This window comes from Gelidibacter sp. (genome assembly GCF_053579655.1).
In genome coordinates this window covers 49,323-68,848 of the sequence record NZ_JBMDWE010000017.1, presented here as the reverse complement: position 1 = coordinate 68,848, position 19,526 = coordinate 49,323, and the positions used below count along the sequence as shown (strand labels likewise).

Below are 19,526 nucleotides of genomic sequence, written 5' to 3'. Positions count from 1 at the left end.
CATGATTGTAACTGTTAGTAGAAAAGCACATTTTAATGCCGCACACCGACTTTTTAGAAAAGAATGGAGTGATGAAAAGAATGAAGAGGTATTTGGGAAATGTAGCAATCCTAACTTCCATGGTCATAATTATGAATTAATAGTAAGCGTAACTGGACGGATTGATCATGAAACTGGGTTTGTCATGGACATGAAAGTGCTGAAGGATATTATAAAGGAAGAGATTGAAGATCATCTTGACCACAAGAATTTGAACATTGAAGTTGAAGAGTTCAAAGATTTAAATCCGACGGCTGAAAATATTGCGGTTGTGATTTATGATAAAATCAAACCAAGATTAAATTCAACGCTCGATTTGGAAATTACCTTGTATGAAACGCCGCGTAATTTCGTGACCTATTCAGGAAACTAAAAACCATCCCTCAAAATTATACAACTTTGAAAAACACGTTATACCCATTAAAATTCACACCGATTTTAAAAGACAAAATCTGGGGCGGAACAAAATTAGCAAGCCTTTTACACAAAGAATCTCAGTTGCCTGATGTTGGCGAGAGCTGGGAAATCAGTGATGTGGAAGGGGACACCTCTATAGTATCCAACGGGAGTTTAGAGAACCAATCCTTAAAAGATTTATTAAGCACCTATAAAGCTGAATTGATTGGCAAGAAGAACTATGAGAAATTCGGAAATAAATTTCCCTTATTAATCAAGTTTATTGATGCCAAGGAAGATTTGTCCATTCAGTTACATCCTAATGATGAATTGGCGGCAAAACGCCACAACTCGTTTGGGAAAACAGAAATGTGGTATGTAATGCAAGCCGATGAGGGCTCCAATTTAATTGTCGATTTTAATCAGAAAATGACACCTGAGCTTTATCTTGAACATCTCGAAAATAAAACACTTCCAGAAATCCTTAATTTTGATAAGGTAAAAGCAGGAGATACTTATTTTATTGAAGTGGGTCGCGTGCATGCCATTGGAGCAGGGGTATTACTTGCTGAGATTCAGCAAACGAGTGATATTACCTATCGTATTTATGATTATGAGCGCAAAGATGATTTTGGCAATGAGCGTGAACTTCATACCGATTTGGCCATAGACGCCATAGGATTTGATATGGATGATAATTTCAGAATTAACTATGAAAAAACACCAAATCAGTCTAACGAGATGGTAAGTTGTCCTTATTTCACAACCAACTATTTAAAGGTTGATACGGAGCTTCATAAAGAGAATACGCATGATTCTTTCGTGATCTACATTTGTGTTGATGGAGAGGCTGAAATCAAGACTGCGAACCATTCTGAAGTGATTAAAAAAGGGGAGACTTTATTGCTTCCTGCGGTCATAGCCTCCTACCAAATCGCCTCAAAAGACGCTACGCTATTGGAAGTCTACGTGTAGTTAAAATATATACAATCCATTACGGAAGACATTCTTAAATTGATTACTTTTGTAAAAATTTTAAAATCAAGAAAATGGCAAATGTTAGAGACCTAAAAAAAGATATTAACTATGTTTTAGGAGATATTATTGAAGCGGCTTATATTTCGAATTACGCAAATTCTGGTAAAAACGCAGAAAAAAGCGAAGCGATTGTTGAAGAAGCCATCAACACGTTTGATGAATTGATTGCAAAAGTCAATGATAGAAGTGTTGAAAACAAAAAAGCACACTTTAAAGCTGTTAATGCTGAGTTAGAAACAAGAGGTCATGCGTTGATCGAAAAAATCAATGCATTAGTTTAATTTTTTTTCAAAAGATTTGCAAATATGGTTTTCAATACTATATTTGCAGTCTCTTAGGCCGATGTAGCTCAGCTGGCTAGAGCAGCTGATTTGTAATCAGCAGGTCGTGGGTTCGAGTCCCTCTATCGGCTCAATTTAAAGCCTCTCTTTTTGAGAGGCTTTTGTATTTTTCAGGAAGTTTGATTGAAGTATGTTGCGGTTTTTTTAAACGCAAGGAGCGCAAAGTTTTTTCGCAAAGGTCGCTAAGGAATTCTATCCTTTCGCGAACCTGAGCTTTGACTTTGCGTCATGGTGGTTAAACTACTTCTAATAGTTATTGAAAATTCTTTTGTTTTTTTAAACGCAAGGAGCGCGAAGGTTTTTCGCAAAGGGCGCTAAGGGTTGTTCTGACAATAAGTTGGTTCAAAGAATATATTTGTTATCAACCAGGAAAATAATCAGCTGTCCTTTGTTTTAAAGATCGATTAAAATCAGTGGAAATCTGCTTCATCAGCGTCATCCGCGTTCCATCATTTGGAATTTGGAATTTTTATTTTGAAGATTTATGACTATTCATTCTTGTCCTTCTTTTTTAACCATCCAAAAATTCCGCCGCCTTTCTTGTGCTTCTTTTCTTTCTTTTCAAATTTTCGTTCGTCTTTATTATTGCCAAACAAACGTTTGAAAAAGCCATCTTCTTTTGTAGGATCACAAGTTAAAGCGTTTAATACCGCTTCCGAAGGCGTTTCAAAAGAAGCCTTGGTAATCTTATTGTATCTCGGATCCGCGTTTAATTTTTGGATATATTTGGCAAAAATGGGAAGTGCTGAATTAGCGCCCTGTCCAATTCCTGTGGAACTAAAACCAATTTGTTGATTGTCATTTCCTACCCAAGTTACCGTAACTAATTTTGGCATAATCCCCACAAACCAGCCGTCTTTATTGTCTTGCGTCGTTCCAGTTTTTCCGGCAATGGCATTATTCAATTGATAAGTTGATCGTAATCTTGATGCTGTACCTTCGTTGGCCGTAGCTTTTAAAAACTCGAGTATCACTTGTCGTGTGTCATCACTAAACGCCATATCAGTTTTGGATTGCTCAGGATAAAGATCTTCATAAGAAGCAATAACGTTCCCATCTTTATCTTCGATTTTCGTAATGAAAACTGGATTTGAAGGCTTGCTGTCATTCACGTAGGACGTGTAAGCTTTTGCTAACTCTAAAACGGTTAGATTAGAGGAACCTAAAGCAATAGAGGGAACGGCTTCCAATTTGCTTTTGATGCCCATGTTTTGGGCCTGTGTGATCACTTTATCAATACCCGTTTCATAAAGTACCTTTACGGCAATGGTATTTATTGAGTTGCTCAATGCGTTTTGAAGCGAATAGTTTAAATCTTCATCCTCAAAAGTGCCGGAATTGGTAGGACGCCAATTATTGACATCGCTATAAGTAATGGCTTTTAGTGGAAAGTATGCACATGGATCCATGCCGTTTTCCAAAGCAGCGGTATAAACAATAGGTTTAAATGTGGAACCTACCTGACGTTTGCTCTGCACAATATGGTCAAATTGAAAAAAGCCGTAATCAATACCGCCTACATAAGCTTTTATCGCGCCATTGGAAGGATCTAAAGAGACTAAGCCAGCATTCAAAAATTTGGAGAAATATTCCAAACTATCTAAGGTGGACATAGATTTGACGGAGGTTTCATCCCACGAAAATAAATCGGTTTGATGTTTTATTTTTAACGAGTCTTCTATGGCTTTATCATCTAAGCCTTGCGCTTTTAGTCTTTTATAGACTTTTAAACGTTTTTTAGCAGCTTCAAATGCCGACTTTCCTTTGAGCCAAGGTGCATTCTGTCCGTAAGCTTTTTCAAACTGTCGTTGCAAATCCGTCATATGCTCTTTCATGGCGGCCTCTGCGTAGCGTTGCATGGTGTTGTCTAAAGTGGTATGGATTTTTAAACCGTCATGATAAATGTTATACATTTCTCCATCTGGTTTCAAGTACTTTTTTTGCTTTAGCAAGCTATCCAATTGCTTTTTAATCTGTGCTCTGAAATATGGCGCTAAACCCTCATTTGGTGCATAGTTTTGATAGTTCACAACAATACTGTCCGTTTTGGCTTTGTTAGCTTGGACTTCCGAGAGATAGCCATATTTTTCCATCTGATTGATGACCACATTTTTTCTGATATGTGATTTTTCAGGATAACGACGCGGATTGTAACTGGTATTCGCTTTTAGTGAGCCTATCAAAGTTGCGGATTCTACCAAGGTCAAATCTTTGGTATGGGAATCAAAAAACTTTTCGGAAGCGCTTTCAATACCGTATGTGTTATCGGGAAAAGGAACCGTATTGAGATATAGTGTAAGGATTTCTTCTTTTGAATAGAGTTTTTCTATGCGTTTCGCAACGATGCTTTCTTTGATTTTGTTGACGACAATTCCAATGGAACCGTGATTTTTACGTCCGAAGAGATTTTTCGCCAATTGTAACGTAATGGTACTACCGCCGCCGGACGAATCGTTAGACATCAAAATGCTTTTGAAAAATACTCGAAGCAAACTTTTATTGTCGATGCCATTGTGTTCATAAAATCGAGCATCTTCTGTCGCAATTAAAGCATCAATTAAATGTTGGGGAAAATCAGAATATGTGATGGATTGCCGGTCGTAAACATAAATTTTTCCAATCAAATTATTATTGGCATCCAGAACCTGTGTGGCCTGACTTTGTTTAAGGAGCGTCAGTTGTTCTGAATCAGGAATTTTTCCCCAGAGACCAATGTAAATGCTGCTATAAAAACAAATAAAAAGGGCTAAAAGAATGCCTAAGCCGTAGCTCATTCTTTTAGCCCATTTGAGAAGTTTAACTTTGTTGATGTTCATTCTTTTTAAAATGTCTTTACAAAGTAACGGTTATCCTTGATAAGTATTTCAATTTATTAAATGAGAATTGCATCTCACAATTCTAAAAATGAAACTCTTATTCTTTTTTGCGTTCATCAATCAGCTCCTGCAATTGCTTGCCGTATTTGGAAGCTTTAATTTCCGGAGTCAACGATTTAACGATAGTATCTAAATATTTGATGTTTGCATCTGGGATTTCTGATATTGCCAAATAAGGAGCAATCTCATTATCTTTATTGTTAATAGCAAAGTTGATGGTGTACAAATATCTTCTGATAATCAAATTATTATGAGCCTTTAAACTTGAATCTATTTGAAGAGAGTCTTGACTTTGGTGCGCTACTAGGTTATCCTTGATAAGATCCAGATTTTTATCCTTAAACTTGGACATGATCGCCTTGTATTCTTCTAATTTTTCTTGTTGTTTGGAGCCGGTAATTTTTGCATCCACAAAGAAGTTTTTCAACGTGGTGTGGATTTCTGTAATGCCTTTATCTGCAAAAAAAGGAATCAATCCACTATCTTCTCCTTGTTTATCGAGCTTTAGATAAAGTACTTCTGGGCCATCTAAATATGCGTGAAGTTCAAATTGCGAATCGCCAGTGATCTTTAAGGAGTCTATTGAAACCAATAAAGTGTCTTCAACCTTTTGGAGATAAACCGTTCCTTTTTTTAAATCTTTGATAGTGCCTTTAAGGGTGAAATTTGATTTGTCTTTAGCACAAGACGAAACAATAAGTAAACTGAGGATAAACGCTATTCTTTTCATTGAAATTTTTAAATTTTTGGTGGGCAAATATCTTATAATAATCGATTAAAAACTAACCTGCGGCAACTATTCTCATGAGTTCTGCACATAAAAGTGCGCCATAAGTTCCGATGACATAACCAAAGACGGCCAGGAGTGCGCCAACTGATGCCAATGACGGATGGAATGCAGCGGCTACAACAGGAGCGGAGGCGGCTCCACCAACGTTTGCTTGACTTCCAACGGCCAAGAAAAAATAGGGTGCTTTAATGAGTTTAGCAACAATGATGAGAAGAATGGCGTGAATAACCATCCACACCAAACCAATTAAAATAAGTCCCGGATTTTCGAACATCTTGCCCAAATCCATTTTCATTCCAATGGTCGCCACAAGAATGTAAATGAAGACGCTACCAATTTTACTGGCACCGGCACCTTCATAATTTTTCGCTTTTGTGAAGGATAATAGGATGCCGATTAAAGTCGCAATTGAAATCAACCAAAAGAATTGGCTTCCAAAGGAGGATAGCGCACTTCGAGTATCACTTACGGCTTCAAAATTATCAGACAGATAGGTCGAAATAACATCTGCGCCATAATGGGCAATACCAACGGCAACAAAGGCAAAGGTCAAAATCATCATGATATCTGTTAACGACGGAACACGAATGATTTTTTCACTAAAACTTTGTACTTTTTCTTGCAATTCATTGATGGCAGTGTTATCGGCTTTTAGCCATTTATCTATTTTCGCACGTTTTCCAATGCCTAATAAAAGGACCGCCATCCAAATGTTGGCCACCACAATATCAACCAATACCATACCGCCATAAAGTTCTTGGTTAAAACCATAAATCTCCAACATGGCTGCTTGATTGGCACCGCCACCAATCCAACTTCCTGCCAAAGTGGCCAATCCTCTCCATACGGCATCAAATCCGGCACCTCCAACAGTTTCAGGAGAAAAGGTGGAAATGATCAAAATGGCAATTGGTCCTCCAATGATAATCCCCGCAGTTCCTGTGAAAAACATGACTAAAGCTTTCCAACCGAGATTGAAAACCGCTTTTAAATCAATGCTAATGGTCAATAAAACTAAGGAAGCTGGCAAAAGATAACGACTGGAGATATAATAGGTTTCTGAAACATCTGCAGAAATCAATCCGAGCGAGTTAAAAATAGCCGGAATCATATAGCACATTAAAAGTCCTGGAACGTACTTGTAGAATTTTGGCCAAAAACCGTCTTTTTTTGATTCTGTATAAAACACAAACCCTAGCGCTAGCATTAATATTCCGAAGACGATGGCGTCATTTTTAAAAAAAACAAATTGATTAACGGTTGATGAGTGCACTTTTGGGGTTACAGATAGCACTTCTGCCTGGTTATAGAAATTTGTTTCCTTGACAGAAATCAAATTCACTTCTGAAAACCGATTGGTGGTATTTAATTTTAAATCAAAGAGCTTTTCCTTTTTGGAAATTGTAATAGGTGCTTCACTTCTATAGCCAATGGTATAAATTGAGCCGCTTGAAGAAAATTCCAAAGCGCCCTTTGAAAATTTTTTGTTCAGGATGACTTGATTAATAATCAGCGAAGGATCAACAGTAGAAAGTTTGATCTGAAAACTGTTAAAGCTTATGGAATCAATGGTTACAGGAATGTCAAAACTTTCTGAATAATTGTCGTTTGCGTTATCAATGATTAAGGTTTGAGCATATATGGAACCAGAAGTCCCGATAATTAATCCTAAAAAAAGTAAAATTTTACAAAAATTGGTCATGGTTAGTTAGTTTGAGCCGCAAAATAGGAATAATAATTTTGTTGTCAAATTTAATTTTGGCACGGAATTTGGATATAGTACAGTGTAAATAATTATGCTCTACATTACAAAAAGGGAGTAGTTAACCTTTAGAGAAGTTAATATTACATTTTGGTTGGTTAGTTAGTAAAAGGGCATCTCGATTTCGAGATGCTTTTTTTATGACCATACGTGACGGTTTACTTTTTTATGAAATCGACGATATCTTTCACCAATTCTTCGGAGATTTTCCCATTGTGATCATTGTAGGATTTTGCGTTTTCTTGAGCGTCACCTTCAATAATGAACATGACATGGTTCATCTTTTCAATCAGTTTTAATTCTGATTTTTGATTGGCCTTCTGAAGTAACTCCGCTTCGGCGGTTTCTACTTGTAAATCTTTGGTGCCATTTATGATGAGAACGGGGATTTTTAAGTCTTTTATGACCACTGAAGGATCATATTTCATCCAACTCGTCATAAACTTTTGAACGCTAAGGTCGAATACCGAAGCCAAAGCAGGAGGGAAGTCCGTGGTTGTTTGTCCAGATCTTAAAATGTCAAACACTCTTTTGGTATCTTCAGTAAACATAGGGGCTGTTTTTTGAACCTGATCAATTACGACCGCATCGATGGGTTGACCAGCTCCTGCCAATGAAATAAGACCATCAACATGCTCTTGTGCAGCGAGCATACCTATTAAGCTTCCTTGACCGTGACCGATAATGTAGATATTTTTAAATTCTTTTTTTGTTTTGAAATACTTCACGACATCCATAGCGTCGACTACGAAATCATCAAACTTTATCTTCGGATCAAGGGAATTCATTTTGATCTGTTTTACTATGCGTTTATCGTATCTGAACGTCGCGATGCCATTGTTGGCAAGTTGTAGGGCCAGTTTTTTGAGATTGTTGGTTTTTTGGAAGTTCTGGTTTCCGTCCCGGTCTGTCGGACCAGAGTCCCCGATAATTATGGCCAGTTGATCTGAACCTGAATTTGGAAAGATTAAACTTCCGTCAATCCAATTTGAAATCTTTATATCAGTTTCAGAAAAAGTTTGTGGTTGGCTGAATGATAAAGAACTGATGAGACTAAATAAAAGAATTAAGTTTTTCATAGCGTGAATATTTATCTAAACGAAGATACTGAGAGTAATTTAATTTGAAAGGATAACGTTCAATTATCAAAAATATGATGAATAAATGAAGATTTTCTCAATGAGTTGAGCTTGCGCTTTGTCGTTAAAACGGGTCTTTTAGTCGATAAATGTTAAATTTAAATGCATTTCATCGATTTAATATGTGTTTTGACAGATAGTCTCATTATTTGTCTTACATTTGAAGTGTACTGAAATTAACGTTTTAGTGCAATGGATTAATTAATTAATATTTGCATATGTTGTTGACTTAGTGACCCTAATCTACGCAATGTATTAAACGCAAATTAGAAGAACCGAGGTTGAGGGACCTCGGTTCTTTCTTTTTTATAAAGTCCTGAAAGTTAAATTGATTCTTTCGTTGACGTGTGTTTTTGTTTTTGGGATTTGATGTAACCAAAAATGCTGCATTTCTCCTTTCATGATCAGTAAACTGCCATGTTCTAAATTGAGTTTGTGGCTTTCTTCTTTAATCGTCCGGTGTTTAAAATGAAATACTCTGGTCGCTCCAAAACTTAGCGAAGCGATGACTGGATTTATTCCCAAGGCTTTTTCATTATCGGCATGCCAACCGTTACTATCATTTCGATTTCTATATAAATTCAGTAACACGGTAGTAAATTCATGTTGACATATCTTCTGCACATCAATTTTGATTTGATGAATTTCGGATGTGAATGGTTTTGGTGTCATCGTAATGTTAGAATAGCTATAAGGTTTTGCATTGATTGCAAATAGAGCTGTCAATCGGGGTTGAGGATGGGTTTTTCCAAAGATTTTGATGTCGTCTTGCTGCCACGGAATGTTATTCTTTAAATGTTCTAAATAAACATCTGCCTTTTTTTGATCATAAAAATTCGGGATATAAATCAATTCGGCATTTGGGAGTTGGAAATGCCTTTTATCTGAGGAAAATAAGTCCATGCTATAAATTTTATCTAAATTAGCACAACTATGAGGAAAAACAAAGGATTGCTTTTAGTGCTGATTGTTTTGGGATTCGCATTTGCCAAAACTCCAACGTCTCAATTGGCTGAAGGATTTGTATACGCACAAGACGAGATTCCCGATTTGGATGTACAATTGCGCTATTTTACAGATAATAATTTTGTAGGAATGCCCATCGAAGGTTATAAGTCTAATAGATTGATTCTTACAAAGGAAGCGGCAGAAGGTTTAAAAAAGGTGCAAGAGGATCTTCGAAGCCAAAATCTGTGCTTACAAGTTTACGATGGTTACAGGCCACAACGTGCTGTGGATCATTTTGTCAGATGGGCTAAAGATTTAGGAGACACCATTAACAAGCATAAATTTTATCCTGAAGTAGAAAAGCAATTTTTGTTTAGCGATGGTTATATCGCGTCAAAATCTGGACATAGCAGAGGCAGTACCATCGATTTGGGCATTATAGATGCGAATACTGGTGAACCTTTAGATATGGGAGGTTTTTTTGATTTTTTTGGAGAAAAATCATGGACGGACAATCCCGATATCACTGAAATTCAAAAACAAAACCGTGCAATTCTACGTTCTGCCATGGAAAAGCACAATTTCAGAAACTATGAAAAAGAATGGTGGCATTATACCTTAAGATGGGAACCATTTCCTGATACTTATTTTGATTTCTTGGTAGAGTAAATGTTTTTTAATTTTAACTAGAAACTAGAAACTAGAAACTAGAAACTAGAAACTAGGCCTGATTATCTGTGAACATCATTCACACTCGGAATAATGATCAAATAACCTTTAGTTTGTTTCTTGATCTGGCTTATATCCCAATAAATCATCAATCGTTTTTGCTGTTACAGAATGATAGCTTGGTCGTGCTTTTTCATAAACTTTAAGTGCATCTTCTATTCTGTCGTTTCTTTTAAACGCCTTAAAGAGGGTTTCTACATACCAACGTCGTCCTACTTGGGTTAAAAATTCTTCAATTTTCGCATCTACATTATTGCCGTGGTACTCATGATTTAAAGCTTGTTCATACCATACCATTTGAATATAGGAATTTGAGGAATTGGTCAGGTTTAAAGTATCGTCTAAATATTTCATTTGATCCGCGGTCATATCCCTAGGGAAATTTCTGATGAAATGTACCCATTCTTGGGGTGTCCAGTCTTCGGTTACTTTTTTATCAATTTTACCACTAGTAATATATTCCTGAAGGATATGCTCCACATTTTTAAATTTATAAGAGCTAATGATGGCTTGGTTTTTAGGAATTCCTGGTTGGTTGATCCATTCGTCGGTATTGAAACTTATATTGTTTTTTTTCAAAAGATTCGTGTTGAGATAGTCGACGAATTTCTCAGTAGTCATAGTTGAAAAAGCGTGCTCTTTAAAATAGGTTTTTAAAAAGGCATCTAATTTTTCACGACCAACGGTTTCTTCCAAAGTTCTTAAAAAAAGATAGCCTTTATCATACGCAATACTGTTCATTGCATCATCAGGATTTCTGCCTTTCAAATCGAGTTTGAGTTTGGTGTCATTGGGTGCATCTTTTAAATTTTCCAATTCATCATCCAAATCCTGTCTGCTAATTAGAGCGAGCATGTCTGCGCGTTCTTTCCCATAAACCGCTTCCATAATGCGCATTTCGAAATACACCGTAAAACCTTCATTGAGCCAAAAGTCATTCCAAGTGGCGTTTGTAACTAAATTTCCTGACCAAGAATGTGCTAGTTCATGGGCCACCAAGGATACTAAGCTTTTATCTCCTGCAATAACTGTAGGGGTGGCAAAGGTTAGTCTCGGGTTTTCCATACCGCCAAACGGAAAGCTTGGAGGCAACACAATCACATCAAATTGTCCCCATGCATAAGGGCCATAAAGTTGCTCGGCTGCTGAAACCATCTTTTCCATATCGGAAAACTCTTCGTAGGATTTATTGAGCATTGATTTTTCAGCGTAAACACCCGTGCGTTCACTAATAGCTTTATAACTAAAATCGCCAACTGCCAAAGCAATAAGATAAGGGGGAATGGCTTGATTCATTCTAAAATGATATAAGCCATCTGCAGTTTTTACCGTCGGATTTTCGGCACTCATGACGGCCATTAAGCCCTTAGGGACTTGAACATTGGCTTCATAAGTAATGCGTATTTGTGCACTATCCTGAATAGGGATCCAAGATCTGGTCAAAATAGCCTGTCCCTGTGTGAATAGAAAAGGGGAGGATTTATCAGCCGTTTGTTGTGGTTTTAACCATTGTACGGCTTCAGAGTTTTTGGTGGTTTTGTAAACAACTGTAATTTCTTTGGTGTCTTGATTGATGTTGATCGTTAGCGGTTGACCCATATATTTGTCATTGATTCCTAAGGAAAACTCCGTTTCTTTACCATCTGCTAAAACGGATTCAATATTTAGGTGTTTTGAATCTAAAATGATTTGCCTACTCTTGTTGTTTTCAATATCATAAGTCGCTTTCCCACTGATAATTTCGTTTTCAAAATCGACCACAATATCTAAATTCAAGTGCTTAATAAAAGCATTGTTTGGTTTGGCATAAGAATGTGGTTCTTCTACATAGCTATAAACAATTTCTTTTTCTTCTTTAGGCTGTGCGCAACTCGCCATGATAAACAGGATTAGATAAAGTAAAGCTTTTGAAGTGTTCATGTCGTTTTATACAATTAAGTTGTCTAAGATAATATTTTAATAGGAAAAATTAAAACTGCAAATACCAATAGGCCCAGTACATCAGCCCAAATTGTAAAGGAATGCGCAAGATCAGCAGCCATTGCGGAATGCCGGCACCTGCTTTTTTACTGGAAAGCATATAGAAATGCACCAATAAAAACACGGTCAACATTGCAATAATACCTGAAATGGCCATGTTTTTTGTTGAAGGAAAACACAATCCAACTCCAAGCATAATTTCTGCGACACCGCTCAAGCTCACCAATACTTTATGATTAGGCAAATATCTTGGCATGATCCGTAAATAGGTTTTTGGCGTAATGAAATGCATCATTCCTGCAAAAATATAGAGTGCTGCCATGAGGTAAAGGTGCCAAGGGTAGTTCATAGATTTTAGTCTTTATAGACGTTGTATGTTAATCCAATGCCATAGTTATTGAGTCCTGATTGTAGAAGTGTCGATTGAAAATTGCTGCCCTTTTCAAATCGTGTCCATTGATTGCCATTAATAAAAACACGTTTGACAAAAGTTCTGCTTTGAGGGATTTTATCAGTAAACGGAAGAAGTGGTCTGAAATTGGTTGGTATTTTTATAATACTCCCATCGTTGGATTTGATTTCTTTATATTTTTTGTTAGATAACAATTTACCTTTGTCGTCGGTATATCCTAAAACCTGTAAGGATACGAAAACTCCAGATTCAGGAATGAAGATGTCTTCATCAGACACATCTAAAATAAATTGGTCCCCATCTTTTTCCGTTACTCTAAAAACGATGGTGCGGTTGATGATTTCTTTGCCAGGAAAGCCGTTGTCATTGTTATAAAAATTGACTTTAAATAAGGTTGAAAATGGTTTTTTATCAGCGTTGGAACGTTTGCGCTTCTCCCAATCTTTGGATTCTAAGGTCATTGGGAAAAGTACTTTGGTTATCTTTTTCAAAGCCGGATCAGGATTTGAAAAATAAACGGCAATTTCAGATTCTATCGTAGGTAACCAGCAATGGTAATAATCATCATCCAAATATGGTTTGACTTTCTCTTCCTTGAATTTCCGATCTATTTTTGCGGTAATCAATACTTCATCTAAAGCATTGGTTTCGGTGTCCATCAGAATGGTGTTAGGTAAGTTTAAGGTCGCTACTTTAAGATCTTTATAGCCTAATGCCGAAATGTAGAGGGTGTCAATATCTGGGTACAATTTTTTTGTGAAAACAAATTCGCCTTCATCATTTGCAAATAAACCATTACCGTTGTTAAAAGATACGGTAGCGTAAGAGACAGGATAACTTGACTGCGCATCTTTTATTTTGGTTTGTGAAAAGCTGATGCTCACAAAAAACAGTAAGAAATAAATGGGAGCAAACTTATAATTCATAGGTGGTGTTGTCTTTTATTTAAATTGCATGACTTAGGACGAAGCAAACGAGTAAAATGATTTTCCTTCATTTGTAGATGCATTTTCAATATACAAGACTTTAAAGATACATTTATTAATAAAAAAGCACTAATAAAATAAGGCGATGATATTTTGATAAACAAATAAAAAAAGGAACTACTAATTCATGTTTTCAAACGCTAAAAGGCTCTTGTGAAATTGAAAATTGTAGGGCTATTTGGGGCGTCAATTATAAAGTGAAATGAGAAAATGAAAATGTGCTTAATTAGACACAAATTTCAAACCCGCAATAGAAAGAATAAGAGTCGCCAAAAAGAAGACACGCCAAAAATCTACAGACTCCTTAAAAATTAAGATACCCACCAAAACGGTTCCAATGGCGCCAATGCCAGTCCAAACGGCATATGCGGTTCCAATGGGCAATGTTTCAGTGGCTTTTATCAAAAGCAACATGCTAATAGTTAGGCAGATTACAAATCCTACATACCACCATGTTACGGCGGTTCCGGTAGCATATTTTGCTTTTCCTAAACACGCCGCAAATCCAACTTCAAATAAGCCACCGATTATTAATATGATCCAATTCATAAAATGAAAATTTTATCTATTTCTTTGAGTAAAAGACAAAGCCATTCCAGCTTTGCCACTTAGCGTCTCCGTAAGAGTTTTCAAACTCCATGCTTCACGCTTCCATCTTCGTGCTTCCAACTTCAAGCTCCTATATTTAATACCAGCGTTTTTTATTGCTCTTTGATCCTTGTCCTTTGCGTCCTTTTTTATGCTTACTTCCGGTTTTTTTGGAGCTGTGAATAATAGGTTTCGCCATGGGATCTAACGGATAAGGATGGCTGTCCTCCACAGGAATTTGGATATTAATGAGCTGCTGAATGGTTTTGATATAGGCTTTTTCATCTGCAGAACAGAGCGAATAAGAGTTGCCGAAATGTCCAGCACGTCCGGTTCTCCCGATACGGTGCACATAGGTTTCCGGTACGTTTGGAATATCAAAATTAATAACGGCATCTAGCTCGTCAATGTCAAGACCTCTTGCGGCAACATCGGTAGCAATAAGAATGTTGGCTTGCCCATGTTTGAATTTGTTTAATGCTGATTGTCGGTCAGTTTGTGTTTTGTCGCCATGAAAACTTTCCACCTTAAACCCATTTCTGATTAAGGTTTGCTCCAATTTTTCAACGCCGAATTTAGTCCGTCTAAAAATCAGGATATTTCCTGTAATGGTATTGCGTAAAAGATGCAGGCATAATTCAATCTTGTCTTGTTTCGGAACATAATACAACACTTGACTCACGTTTTTAGCAACCGATGAGGTAGGTGTGACTTCCACACGTTCTGGCGATTTTAAAATAGAGTTCGCCAATTGTTCGACTTTGAAAGGAATTGTTGCAGAAAATAATAAGGTCTGTCTCTCTTCCGGACACAAGCGTACAATTTTTGTGACTTCATCAATAAAGCCCATATCTAACATCAAATCAGCTTCATCCAAAACTAAGATTTCTACATAATCTAAATTGATTTCATCTTGTTTGTGCAAATCGAGTAAACGTCCTGGAGTGGCAATCACAATGTCCACACCTTTTTTAAGTAGGTCAATTTGAGGTTCGATAGACGCACCTCCAAAAATAACCATCGTTCTTAAATTGGTATGTTTACTATACGTTTTAAAGTTTTGGGCAATTTGAATCGCCAATTCTCGAGTAGGACTGACAATTAAGGCTCTGATTTTTTTGCCTTTTTTAGTGTCATCTTGCTTATCAAAAAGAAGTTGCAAAATAGGAAGTGCAAAGGCAGCGGTTTTACCCGTTCCTGTTTGTGCAGACGCAATCACATCTTTTTTGGCCAATACCAATGGAATGGTTTGCTCTTGAACTAAAGTAGGGACGTCGTAACCAGATTCGGCTACCGCTTTTAAAATGGGTTTGTTGAGTTGTAAGTCCTTAAATGACATTGATGATTATTTTCTGCAAAGATAACAGAAAATATAGTGGAAATATTAAGATGCAGTCATGCTTTTAATCTAAGGCATTTTTGGTAACAAACACACGCCAGCCAATGATGGCCATTTGTGTTTTTGTAGCTTTTGAAAGGTCAAGCTGTTGTTTTGAATAGCTTGGCAGTAGTGCTTTGTTGACTTTTGCTAACAATTTGAAAAAGCTTTTCTTCATGATAATATTCTTGTAAAGTAGATACTTATGTGTAGCAACGGTAACAAATATATAAATATAACTTCTGAATAGTATTAAAACGGCTATGGTTTGGTAAACTAAGGCCAAAACTCATTCTGGAACTGAGTTTTACTTAGTTTTTTCATCTAGCTAATGGACAAATAATAGCGATTATAATTTTGACAAGTGTGATCATAAGTTAAGCATTTAAAAGGTTAGTGTTTAGTACAGAATTGCAATTGTCCTTTCAATATATATGTTTTAGAAACTATCTCCCTAATGTTTTAGTGGTTTTAATGAAATTGACTTTTAGTTTGTAGTTATAATGATGGTTGGGGTTTCGTAAAGTATTATCATATCTTATTTAATGTTCGTTTTTGTAATCTTATTGGAACAGTTAATGTTAAAAGTGTTAGTTCTACAGGGCGCTTTTTAGTCGATTTCAAAATACTAAGGCGAGTTTTATCTGATAAATTCGAGGTTTTAGTGTTTCCATCTTTCTTGAGAGCTTTTAGTTTTGCTTTTTGGAGAGTCATAAATTGTAAAATCGATTTTCTTATAAAATTAAAACTGCCTATGAATGAGTTAGTTATGTATCTTTATGGAAAAGGTCTTCTTGTGAAATATAGCATTACATTTTTTCTTTTTATCGTCTTTTCAAGTATGGCGTTAAGTCAAGTCGTTATAAATGAATTGGATTGCGATACGCCGGGTATTGACGATAAGGAATTTGTTGAACTCCTCTCAGAAACGCCCAATTTTCCTTTGGACGGATATGTGCTTGTGTTTTTCAATGGTTCAGTTTCCGGTGGTAACAAAAGTTATTTGGCGTTGGATTTAGATGGTTATGAAACGGATATCAATGGATTATTGCTGATTGGAAGCAATTTTGTTGTGCCAACACCTCACTATTTGATTCCGGTTTCGGTCATTCAAAATGGTGCTGATGCTGTGGCACTCTATCGGGCAGACGATTTGGATTTTCCGGAACACACCTTGGCTTATGTTGATGATACGTTAGTGGATGTGTTGATTTATGGTACCAATGATCCTGAGGCTATTGGTCTATTAAAAGTTTTCAGGGCATTTGATCCAGATATCCAACAGATCAATGAAGGCGCAGACAATAACAGGAATTCTATTCAGCGTTTTGTAGATGGAGATGGTCTGGTGACGTATAGTGCAACAATACCTACGCCAAGAAGATTAAACGATGGTTCTGGGATTGTGCTCAATGGCATTTTAATTTCCATTTCAGGAACCCAATATGATGAAGGCGATACGCTCGAAATTACCTTTAATACGGAGCAAAGCGTCACAGAAGATTTGATGTTTACTCTAAGTTTGGACAATTATGGATTTAATACATCAGATTTTACTGGAAATACTTCATTGACAATTCCTAACGGCGGAAATACGGTAACAACAACCATTACCATAATTGATGACACTGACGACGAAGGCGATGAGATCATGAAAGTGACGATTTCGGGATTTCCGCCGACATTTATGGTTCTCAACAATCATCAATTGATTAGGGTTATTGATAATGATTTTACGAGGGCTGATTTTGGCACGCCAATCAATCCAACTTTTGGAAGGGTCAACAGCACGCAGCCTCATGAATATTATAATAGTTTAGATGGCTTGGCAGATGTGACATTGCGAAAGGCTCTCCAAGATATTATTGCCGAAGAAGGCGTGGTTAGGGCGCAAACTTATGCTGAGGTTGTTGAAATTTTGAAAGAAGCCGATCAAAATCCTGAACACAGCAATGAAGTGTGGTTGGTCTATTTGGAAAAGGGAAGGTCGAAATTAGATTATCAATATGGGAGTGAGAATTTGGGTACATGGAATAGAGAACATACGTATCCACGAAGTAGAGCTGGATATTACAGTATTAATTTAGATGAGGTTTTTGACGGCAAAGAAATTTTTTGGAATACCAATGCCGATTCGCTTCGTCATGGCAATAGTGACGCGCATGCCCTTCGCGTGGTCGATTCGCGAGAAAATAGCCGACGCAATAATTTACATTACGGACAATATAACGGCCCAGTTGGGGGATTAGGTAAATTTAAAGGCGATGTGGCGCGAGGTGTTTTCTATTTGGCGGTACGTTATAACGGACTGGAGATTGTAAATGGGTTTCCCGAAGGCAGGAAAGGTCGGCTTGGAGATTTAGAAACTTTATTAGAATGGCATCGGAATGATCCGCCTGACGATTTTGAAATGAACCGCAACAATATTATCTCTACCTGGCAAATGAATAGAAATCCATTTATTGACCAACCTGAATTGATCGAATATATCTGGGGGAATAAAGTCGGGGAAGTTTGGAGTCAAGGATTAAGTCTTCCGGAAGTTAATACTATGGATATTAGGATTTATCCAAATCCAGCACGGGATCAAATTCATATTTCAGGCATTAAGGGCAATACCAAATTGGAACTGTTTACCATGGATGGCCGTGAAGTTATGGCGCAGGAGTTGAATGGAGATCAGTCTTTTAGTCTTTCTTCAGATTTTGGCTTAACAACTGGGATTTATGTGCTGCGTTTAGAATCCGAAGGACAATCTGTGACTAAAAAAATAGTGCTGGAGTAGACTTTTTTTGTAAAAATAAAAGCCCAATTTCAAATAGAAATTTGGGCTTTTTGTTTATCTGAAAAATTCAGTCAGTATTTCTCCAACGTGATAATGACCATGTCGTTTTTAATCTTTTACACAAAATAATATCGGTTAGCAAAACTTTCAGTAAATTCTTGGTCTTGCTTTTCCAGAATCTGATCTTGATATATTGGTTTTGAATTTTACAAAATTCATAAACTTCCATCCTTTTATCATAAAGGGAATAGAGTATCTTCGCAAAAAAATATTTTTCATGAGTTTAGTTTGGTTGTTTTTGGGATTAATCCTGTTGGTTGTAGGTGGCGAGTTTTTAGTGCGTTCATCCGTGGCCATGTCTCTTAAGTTTAATATTTCCAAACTGGTTATCGCGATGACGGTGGTCTCGTTTTCCACATCTGCTCCTGAGTTTTTAGTGAGTTTGCAGGCGGCTTTAAAAGGGTATTCCGATATCGCCTTAGGAAATGTTATAGGTTCCAATATTGCGAATATTGGTTTGGTTTTGGGGATTACAGCCATTATATCGCCATTGGCTATTAACAAGGATCTTTACAAAATGGATTGGTCAATGATGATGTTGTTATCTGTCGTCTTGTATTTCTTTTTAAAAAGCGGTAATGTTTTGAACAGATGGGAAGGTGCTGCCTTGATGCTTTCTCTCATTATTTTTCTTGTCGTATTGATTAAGCGTTCTCGAAAAGCGTCTGAAGCTGATGTTCAAAATATAGACAAAACGCTTGAGGTGACTTCAGGATTTAAAATTATTGTTTGGTTACTTATTGGTGCGGTATCTCTTTATTTTGGGAGTGAATGGCTCGTGTTTGGAGCGAAAGAAATGGCAACTTCTTTTGGGGTCAGTGAGCGTGTTATTTCTGTTACTGTGGTGGCTGTGGGTACAAGTGTGCCAGAGTTGGCGGCATCTGTTATTGCAGCATTAAAAAAGGAACATGCAATTTCTTTGGGGAATTTAATTGGTTCCAATATTTTTAATATAGCCTCCGTCCTGGGTATTACCGCCATGATTCAGCCCATCGCGGTAAATAGTACTCAAATATTGAGTAGCGATATGTTTTGGATGATTGGTTTTGCTGCCATTTTGATTCCGATGTTCTTATTGCCTAAACGATTTGAAATAGGTAGAATCAAAGGATTTATTTTATTGGGTGCTTATCTATTTTTCGTCTTCACGACATTCCGTGTCTAAAACAGGGGGTTGTTATCAAATTTATCATAAATTTTGCTCATGAGCCCTATTTTTTTTAGGGTGTAAATTAATTTCTAATCATTTTTCCATACTTTTGTGACATAATAATTAAAT

The 19,526-nt window shown here is 36.8% G+C and carries 17 protein-coding genes and 1 tRNA gene; 7 read left to right on the top strand and 11 right to left on the bottom strand.

The window, feature by feature from the left end; translation table 11 throughout:
• Position 1 precedes the first annotated feature (1 nt).
• From ACOH2D_RS10290 to ACOH2D_RS10275, 4 genes are all read left to right on the top strand, one after another.
• Positions 2-412 carry a 6-pyruvoyl trahydropterin synthase family protein gene (locus tag ACOH2D_RS10290; protein WP_449535166.1) on the top strand — a complete coding sequence of 137 codons (411 nt, stop codon included), beginning with the start codon at positions 2-4 and terminating at the stop codon, positions 410-412.
• Positions 413-438: 26 nt separating this feature from the next.
• On the top strand, positions 439-1,410 hold the full coding sequence (locus ACOH2D_RS10285) for a type I phosphomannose isomerase catalytic subunit (RefSeq protein WP_449535165.1): 972 nt from the start codon (positions 439-441) through the stop codon (positions 1,408-1,410).
• Between the two features lie 74 nt (positions 1,411-1,484).
• Positions 1,485-1,754 carry a hypothetical protein gene (locus ACOH2D_RS10280; RefSeq protein ID WP_348038549.1) on the top strand — a complete coding sequence of 90 codons (270 nt, stop codon included), beginning with the start codon at positions 1,485-1,487 and terminating at the stop codon, positions 1,752-1,754.
• Between the two features lie 57 nt (positions 1,755-1,811).
• Positions 1,812-1,885, top strand: a tRNA-Thr gene (locus tag ACOH2D_RS10275).
• Between the two features lie 417 nt (positions 1,886-2,302).
• Here the strand turns inward: ACOH2D_RS10275 and ACOH2D_RS10270 are convergent.
• The 5 genes from ACOH2D_RS10270 to ACOH2D_RS10250 all read right to left on the bottom strand — a co-directional run bounded on the left by ACOH2D_RS10270 (position 2,303) and on the right by ACOH2D_RS10250 (position 9,284).
• The gene (locus ACOH2D_RS10270; RefSeq protein ID WP_449535164.1) at positions 2,303-4,630 is read right to left on the bottom strand and encodes a transglycosylase domain-containing protein; all 2,328 of its coding nucleotides are present in this window, start codon (positions 4,628-4,630) and stop codon (positions 2,303-2,305) included.
• A gap of 97 nt (positions 4,631-4,727) precedes the next feature.
• Entirely contained in the window at positions 4,728-5,420 is a 693-nt protein-coding gene (locus ACOH2D_RS10265; protein WP_348038545.1) for a DUF4369 domain-containing protein, read from the bottom strand.
• A gap of 52 nt (positions 5,421-5,472) precedes the next feature.
• The gene (locus ACOH2D_RS10260) at positions 5,473-6,687 is read right to left on the bottom strand and encodes a DUF819 family protein (RefSeq protein ID WP_348038551.1); all 1,215 of its coding nucleotides are present in this window, start codon (positions 6,685-6,687) and stop codon (positions 5,473-5,475) included.
• A 713-nt stretch (positions 6,688-7,400) separates the two neighbouring features.
• Positions 7,401-8,321, bottom strand: coding sequence for an alpha/beta hydrolase (locus ACOH2D_RS10255; RefSeq protein WP_449535163.1), 921 nt, complete (start codon positions 8,319-8,321; stop codon positions 7,401-7,403).
• 366 nt (positions 8,322-8,687) lie between these two features.
• Positions 8,688-9,284 carry an alpha-ketoglutarate-dependent dioxygenase AlkB family protein gene (locus tag ACOH2D_RS10250; protein ID WP_449535162.1) on the bottom strand — a complete coding sequence of 199 codons (597 nt, stop codon included), beginning with the start codon at positions 9,282-9,284 and terminating at the stop codon, positions 8,688-8,690.
• A 30-nt stretch (positions 9,285-9,314) separates the two neighbouring features.
• Between ACOH2D_RS10250 and ACOH2D_RS10245 the strand changes: the two genes are divergently transcribed.
• Positions 9,315-9,998, top strand: coding sequence for a M15 family metallopeptidase (locus tag ACOH2D_RS10245; protein WP_348038539.1), 684 nt, complete (start codon positions 9,315-9,317; stop codon positions 9,996-9,998).
• A 108-nt stretch (positions 9,999-10,106) separates the two neighbouring features.
• On the opposite strand, the gene ACOH2D_RS10240 is transcribed toward ACOH2D_RS10245, so the two are convergent.
• From ACOH2D_RS10240 to ACOH2D_RS10215, 6 genes are all read right to left on the bottom strand, one after another.
• The gene (locus ACOH2D_RS10240) at positions 10,107-11,978 is read right to left on the bottom strand and encodes a M1 family metallopeptidase (protein ID WP_449535161.1); all 1,872 of its coding nucleotides are present in this window, start codon (positions 11,976-11,978) and stop codon (positions 10,107-10,109) included.
• 49 nt (positions 11,979-12,027) lie between these two features.
• Positions 12,028-12,387 (bottom strand): DoxX family protein, encoded by a 360-nt coding sequence (locus ACOH2D_RS10235; protein ID WP_449535160.1) that lies wholly within the window; start codon positions 12,385-12,387, stop codon positions 12,028-12,030.
• Positions 12,388-12,392: 5 nt separating this feature from the next.
• The gene (locus tag ACOH2D_RS10230) at positions 12,393-13,376 is read right to left on the bottom strand and encodes a hypothetical protein (RefSeq protein ID WP_449535159.1); all 984 of its coding nucleotides are present in this window, start codon (positions 13,374-13,376) and stop codon (positions 12,393-12,395) included.
• Positions 13,377-13,658: 282 nt separating this feature from the next.
• Positions 13,659-13,985, bottom strand: coding sequence for a DMT family transporter (locus ACOH2D_RS10225; protein WP_348037713.1), 327 nt, complete (start codon positions 13,983-13,985; stop codon positions 13,659-13,661).
• Positions 13,986-14,121: 136 nt separating this feature from the next.
• Positions 14,122-15,363, bottom strand: coding sequence for a DEAD/DEAH box helicase (locus ACOH2D_RS10220; protein WP_348037715.1), 1,242 nt, complete (start codon positions 15,361-15,363; stop codon positions 14,122-14,124).
• A gap of 64 nt (positions 15,364-15,427) precedes the next feature.
• The gene (locus tag ACOH2D_RS10215) at positions 15,428-15,580 is read right to left on the bottom strand and encodes an SsrA-binding protein (protein ID WP_348037717.1); all 153 of its coding nucleotides are present in this window, start codon (positions 15,578-15,580) and stop codon (positions 15,428-15,430) included.
• 576 nt (positions 15,581-16,156) lie between these two features.
• Between ACOH2D_RS10215 and ACOH2D_RS10210 the strand changes: the two genes are divergently transcribed.
• Both ACOH2D_RS10210 and ACOH2D_RS10205 read left to right on the top strand, forming a co-directional pair.
• Entirely contained in the window at positions 16,157-18,187 is a 2,031-nt protein-coding gene (locus ACOH2D_RS10210) for an endonuclease (RefSeq protein ID WP_449535158.1), read from the top strand.
• 277 nt (positions 18,188-18,464) lie between these two features.
• On the top strand, positions 18,465-19,412 hold the full coding sequence (locus ACOH2D_RS10205) for a calcium/sodium antiporter (protein ID WP_449535157.1): 948 nt from the start codon (positions 18,465-18,467) through the stop codon (positions 19,410-19,412).
• The last annotated feature ends 114 nt before the right edge of the window (positions 19,413-19,526 follow it).